The 6,190-nt window shown below is 46.1% G+C and carries 4 protein-coding genes; 2 read left to right on the top strand and 2 right to left on the bottom strand.

The window, feature by feature from the left end; translation table 11 throughout:
• The first annotated feature begins 399 nt into the window (after nt 1-399).
• Entirely contained in the window at nt 400-3,567 is a 3,168-nt protein-coding gene (locus tag Q5691_RS27095) for an MFS transporter (RefSeq protein ID WP_333348309.1), read from the top strand.
• A gap of 86 nt (nt 3,568-3,653) precedes the next feature.
• Here Q5691_RS27095 and Q5691_RS27090 read toward each other — a convergent pair whose 3' ends face one another.
• Nucleotides 3,654-4,241 carry a Uma2 family endonuclease gene (locus Q5691_RS27090; protein WP_333310778.1) on the bottom strand — a complete coding sequence of 196 codons (588 nt, stop codon included), beginning with the start codon at nt 4,239-4,241 and terminating at the stop codon, nt 3,654-3,656.
• Nucleotides 4,242-4,529: 288 nt separating this feature from the next.
• Here Q5691_RS27090 and Q5691_RS27085 point away from each other — a divergent pair, with 288 nt between their 5' ends.
• Nucleotides 4,530-5,006: an orange carotenoid protein N-terminal domain-containing protein gene (locus Q5691_RS27085; RefSeq protein WP_333212899.1), complete on the top strand. Its 477-nt coding sequence runs from the start codon at nt 4,530-4,532 to the stop codon at nt 5,004-5,006.
• A 218-nt stretch (nt 5,007-5,224) separates the two neighbouring features.
• On the opposite strand, the gene Q5691_RS27080 is transcribed toward Q5691_RS27085, so the two are convergent.
• A complete protein-coding gene (locus Q5691_RS27080) occupies nt 5,225-5,899 on the bottom strand; it encodes an acetoacetate decarboxylase family protein (protein WP_333212900.1) in 675 nt (224 codons plus the stop codon).
• Nucleotides 5,900-6,190: the final 291 nt, after the last annotated feature.

Genomic DNA, 6,190 nt, shown 5'->3' with positions numbered 1-6,190 from the left:
GAAGAAGTTTTATCTCTCTGTGGTTGGGACTATATCCTTGAAGCTATATTAAGTGCAGGTTCATAGTGAATTGGTATTACTACTATTTATAATTGGTGGGGATTGCCCCCGCCTCAAACTTGCCAGTTTTATGCGAACTCTGCTGCTACCAATCCCTTAAAAAGTAATTTCTGACTTTAGACGGATTTATTTTTTAGCTTCCAGAGCCATAATAAGCAGTAAGGATGAGATCACTATAGAACTGATTTACCACTCATCCCAATGTCACTAATAAGGGCTTCCGTAAGATAAAGCCGAACCCAAACAAAACCTCATCTAAAGATTACAAACACCCCTAGAAAAAAGTTGGGGACACTTTTCGCTATGCCGAGTTAGGCATAAAAAGTAAGGAGGTAAATTATGTTTCAAAGCGAGTTATTAATGTCGCTGTACACTCCAAAACTCGATAGGGGCCAAATGCCAGTAGAAATGCCAGTACAAATGCCAGTACAAACGCCAGTAGAAATAGATGTGCCATTTGACCACCCCGATATCGGAGGGCTGATGTTTTTAAGCCCTCAGTTTTTCGTGGCCTTAATCGCCGGAGTCATTATGGCTTTCGGCTTCCAATTCCTGTTAACCAATTTCTCAATCGCCGCCAAAATATCAAATTGGGACGAGGCTTTACCCGACGATGACGATGATGATGAGTCCGAAAGTTTAGGCAAAAAAGTTCGGAAAATCGAAGGTTTAGTCGGGGGTTGGATTTTAGTCACCGTTAACCTGGCTTTATTTTTGGCTTGTTTTCTGGCAGTCAAACTAACTTCAATTGCCAGCGTAGACGGAGCGGCAATTATTGGTGTGGTCATCTGGGCGGCGTACTTTTTAACCCTAGTGTGGCTCGGTTCTAGCGCCGTCGGTTCTATGATCGGTTCCTTGATAAAAACCGCTTTTTCGGGCGTTCAAGGCATCATGGGTACTGCGGGTGCAGCGATCGGCGGCAAGATGGCTAGCGACCAAATGGTCAATACTGTAGAGGCATCTGTGGCCGCTGTACGCCGCGAATTGAGTTCGGCGGTAGACCCGGATAGCATTCGCGAAACACTGCAAGATTATGTGGGTTCTTTGCAGTTACCGAAGCTAGATGTTAAGGAAATTCGCGGTCAATTTGAAAAGTTGCTGGGCGATGCAGATATCAAATCTCTTGCGGGAAGCGACGTTCTGAAGAATGTTAACCGCCAGACTTTTGTGGATTTAGTTAAGAGTCGCACAGACTTTTCTCAAGAGGAAATAACTCAAGTTGCTGACCAACTCGAAGGCGTTTGGAAGCAAACTTTCGGCAAGCAGCAAGAGCAGAAAGACCCGAATTTAGAGTTGGTTGATTTTCTCAAGTTTGCCGCTCCCGATTTGCTGAAGTCTGACGAACTCAACGCCAAGCTGTCTCAAATTCTCGAAAGTAGGGAAAACAAATCGGAATCCAGCAGCCCCATGAAGCGAGCGATGCAGTTGGGTGTGGAAGCTCTTGTGGGTACTGTTTTGTCGCGGACGGATTTGTCTGATTTGGATGTTGAAAAAATCACTGGTCAGTTGCAGCAACTGACAGCCAAAGGGACGGAACAAGCTAAATCTTTGGCTTCTAAGGTGGGCGACAAAGTGCCTGCGCTGCCTTTCAATACAGCTAAGGCTGATGTGGAAAACTACTTGATGAATGCCCAACCTTGGCATCTCAACCGGGAGACAATCAAACAGGAATTTAGGGATGTGATTTACGACCCGGAAGCTTCTCCGGGGGCAGTTTTGCGCCAGTTAGAGCTGTTTAATCCCGATTATTTTGTAGGGATTCTGGGCCGCCGCGAGGGGTTTGCTCCTGAACAGGTGACGGAAATTGCCGAACAGCTTGAAGGTGTCCGACAAGAAGTGTTGGAAATTGTGCGAGATGCCGCTGGTGAAGAACAGTCTCAAGATTTGCGGAGTCGGATTGAGAATTATTTGCGATCGACCGGCAAGGAAGAATTGAATCCTGAAGGTATCGAGCGCGATTTCCAAGCGCTTTTGGACGATCGCGATGCTGGTTTTGAAGCTTTGCGCGATCGCCTGTCGCAGTTTAACCGCGATACTTTGGTGCAGTTGCTGGGTCAGCGGGAAGATTTCAGTCCAGAGGAAGCCGATCAGTTAATCGGGCGGCTGGAAAGTTCGCGCGATCGCGTAATTTCAAGAGCTCAAGAATTGCAAGAGCAAGCGCAATCTAAAGCCCAAGAATTGCGGCAAAAGGTAGAAGACTATCTCCGCAATACTAATAAGGAAGAACTCAATCCTGAAGCGATCGAGCGCGAGTTTCAAACGCTGTTAAACGACCCGGAAGCCGGATTCAAAGCGCTGAGAGAACGCTTATCTCAATTCGACCGCGATACGCTGGTGCAGTTGCTGTCACAGCGCCAAGACCTCAGCGAAGAACAGATCAATCACACGATCGACCGGATCGAATCTGTGCGCGACAACATTATCCACGCGCCGCAAATAGTTGCAGATAGAGCTAAGCAACAGTACGAGGAAGTTACTGCAAAAATTGGCGAGTACCTGCGGAATACAAACCTGGAAGAACTCGATCCAGAAGCCATCAATCGGGATTTGACTAAATTGTTTGAAAATCCGAAAGAGGGTGCTTTGGCACTTCGGGACAGACTTTCTCAGGTCGATCGCGAAACTTTAGTCAAGCTGCTTTCCCAGCGGGAAGATTTGAGCGAAGAACAGATCAATCGGACGATCGATCGCGTGCAAGATTCAATTCGCAGCATCGTGAAATCTCCTCGCCGCTTGGCCTCTCGCGCTCAAAAAACAGTCCGCGATTTCCAAGGAAGTTTGGAAAATTACTTGCGGAATACGGACAAGGAAGAACTCAATCCTGAAAGCATCAAACGCGATTTGCAGTTGCTGTTTAGTGAGCCGGGAATGGGGATGCAAAGTTTGGGCGATCGCCTGAAGCACTTCGATCGCTCGACTCTGGTAGCATTGCTGTCGCAGCGGGAAGACATCTCGGAAGAGGAAGCCAACAAAATTGCCGACCAAATTGAATCTGTCCGCAACCAAATTGTCGAACAAGTTCAAATGGTTCAGGACAAGTTTCAGTCAGCAATGGATGGTATTTTCGGGAAAATCCGGGATTACCTCAATTCCCTCGATCGACCAGAGCTCAACTACGAAGGCATCAAGCGGGACTTACGCAAAGTATTTGATGACCCGCAGGCCGGATTTGACGCGATTAAGGAGCGTTTAGGTGAGTTCGATCGCGGTACTTTAGTTGCCCTACTGAGTTCTCGTTCCGATATTTCCGAGACTGACGCTCACCGAATTGTTGACCAAATGGAAGGAGCCAGGGACAGCGTTTTATTGCGATCGGAACGCCTGCAACATGAAGCCAAAAAACGCATCAAACAGCTCAAGAAAAAGACCAAGCAGCAAGCAGAAGATGCGCGCGAAGCGGCAGCAGCCGCAGCTTGGTGGCTGTTCGGTACGGCTCTGACTTCTGTGGTTGTTTCCGCTTTGGCTGGAGCAATAGCAGTCAACGGGATTTCGGGTTTGTTTAGCTAGATTTTCAACGAGTTTGAAATAAAGTTCTCCTGATTCTAGGCTGGCGTTTTGCCAGCCTATTTTCTTTGGAATAATATCAGAGTCCTTCAGGATTCTATAGTTGGCGGAAATACTCTCGATAAATCGAGCGCCAAGTCGTGAAAATAAGACAGATTAACAGACTCGTTGGGCAGAAAAATCAGCGTCCTGCGATAACCAAATTGGCCAGGGGCATTCTGATACGGATCGCTGTAACATTCCAAGCAAGTTTGTAATAAATTAAATATCCAATAGTTCGAGATTCGGGCTTCAGCATAAAGGGGGAGCTTAACCTGTTTGTCGTAACTCAAAGAAGAATCTGCAATCTCAATCAGCAACAGTATATCCCCTGGACAGGGGTGAGAGGATAGATAGTCGTCAGGGCGATTTTGGACGATCGCACGATCGGGTTCTGGTTCGCTGTCATCAGGCAGAATAATAGGTTGTTGTCCCCGCAGTGTCGCCCTTTCTCCCAGCAGCTTAAATAACTCGCGTTCCAAGCGTGTCTCGCAAACCGAGTGAGCGGTACCTTTAGCTGCCATTTTCACAAGTTCTCCCTTGATTAACTCAACTCGATCGTCCTCATTAAAGAACCCCAGTTCTGTCAGGCGGTGATATTCCGCTATGGTGAAGCGTTTTGCAGTTGCGATCGACATAACAGCCACCTCAATACAGGTATGTTGCGATTATAGGCGATCGGCGATCGGCTAAACAATGCTAATCATGAGAGCCACTAACAACAATCTTGTCAAATTTTCCTCATCCTTTGGTTGCACTTTTTCCCAACTTTGGTGAATTTACTCCCCGAACTTATGTCCCGGATCATCTCTGTCTTAAGCAAGATTCTAGCATCACTATTTATTAGGTACTTTAACTTAAGTAGCAAACAAAAGTTTTCTCAAAAATAAGAAAACTGAGCAATACATATTATTTTGGAGGCTTGAATGACCTTTACTACCAGTGCTTACGACCAAGGAAAAGCAGATATTAAGAAGTTGAGTGTAGACGACCAATTAGGTTTGCTGTGGTTTGTTTACACCGAAATGGGCAAGTCAATAACGCCAGCGGCTCCCGGTGCTTCCGGTTCCGAAATCGCTCAGGGTTTGTTCGAGCAAGTCAAGCCGCTGCCCCACGAAGAACAACTACAAGTAATGCGCGACATTGCCTCAAAAGCCAATACCGAAATCAGCCGGATGTACGGCTCGATGAGCCCTGAAACGAAACTGGCTTTTTGGTATTTTCTAGCAGTAGGAATGGACGAAGGAACTATTATTCCTGTCCCTCCAGACTATCAACTTCCCGACGCAGGAAAATCTTTATTAGGAAAGATTGAGGGCATGGACTTCCAGCAGCAAATTGATTTCCTTCGCGGTACAATTTTAGAAATGGGTGCTGAAGCAGCTCCGGGGGCTGGCATTTAAAAATAGGACTTACTACGAAAAAAAACCCGGTTTCTCGGATGTCGCAACGAGGCATTTAGGAAAAAACCCGGTTTTTAGCCGTTGGATGCCTAACTCCTCAAAAAGATTAGTAAGTAGCTCAAACTAATACGTCGCGACAGAAACCCGGCTTCTTGAAGAAACCGGGTTTCTGGCTGTTCTGTTTTTTTAGGTTGACGGAAAATACCCGCACTTTACAGCTAATAACTGAATTCAACGGCTCTGTTTCCCACAACTTCCGGCGCAGCGACTTTTAAACGCATATCTTCGGAGCCAAAAGTTAGCAAGGGGTGGCCTAAGTTTAAGCTGGCAAAAGGGCTTTCTTCTGGCACATCTAACTCGCCTTTAATCAAACCGATGCGAGACTGCAATCCTCCTTTAAACAACAGCAAATTGGTGCGCTCAGCGCTGAAAACATTTCCGCTAAAAGGCAGCGGGAAAGCTAAAGTTTGCTTGCTGTAATTGAGACTGCACAGTTGACGGTTTCCTTGGCGAACTGTGACGCGGTAGCCTAGCGGTGCTGCCTTTACCGAATCGCTACCTTCCCAACTAAATTGAGCTAATTCTTTAGGAAGTCCCCAAATTTCGCGCCCGCCGGCTACCGAGTTAGGATTGTCTACGTAGATGTGGGAAATCCAAGCGCCCCATTTTCCAGCATAATTAGCGATCGCGCTAACTACAATTAACTCATTGTACTCCATCACCGAACCCAACCCGTAGGAGGATACATAAATGCCACCTAGGGTTTTTCCTGGCAATAAAGAGACAATTTCTAATTCAGAGGGAACTAAGGCGCGCACTCGTGCCACATCTACTAATTGTAAAGTCTGAACAGCATAACCTTGGAGATTCCAAGGTGCAGGTGGATATACCATTTTCAGTGATTAAATATCTGAGATTTTATCTTTATTTTAGCTTAGGGTCTAAAAAGCGACAGCCCTTTGCATTTCTTCACACATTGTGAGGGAATTTAGTTTATTTAAACAAATTAATATGTGACGAGAAATTAGATGAATAATTGACGTGGGTTATCTGTTGTAGGGGGGCGGGTTTAGTAATATTGTCAACAGGAATTAGATATTATTATTCAAACCCGCCCCTTGTATCTTAAAAGAGTGAGTCAGGCGATTGCCACGTCATTGATTCGATCATACCGACAAGTGGGC

It is taken from the genome of Microcoleus sp. w1-18aA5, from assembly GCF_036701705.1.
GTDB lineage: Bacteria > Cyanobacteriota > Cyanobacteriia > Cyanobacteriales > Microcoleaceae > Microcoleus.
This window is presented reverse-complemented; position numbering and strand designations above follow the sequence as displayed.

Coding starts and splice junctions, on each gene's coding strand:
- Q5691_RS27095 (WP_333348309.1), top strand. CDS start 400: ATGTTTCAAAGCGAGTTATTAATGTCGCTGTACACTCCAAAACTCGAT.
- Q5691_RS27090 (WP_333310778.1), bottom strand. CDS start 4,241: ATGTCGATCGCAACTGCAAAACGCTTCACCATAGCGGAATATCACCGC.
- Q5691_RS27085 (WP_333212899.1), top strand. CDS start 4,530: ATGACCTTTACTACCAGTGCTTACGACCAAGGAAAAGCAGATATTAAG.
- Q5691_RS27080 (WP_333212900.1), bottom strand. CDS start 5,899: ATGGTATATCCACCTGCACCTTGGAATCTCCAAGGTTATGCTGTTCAG.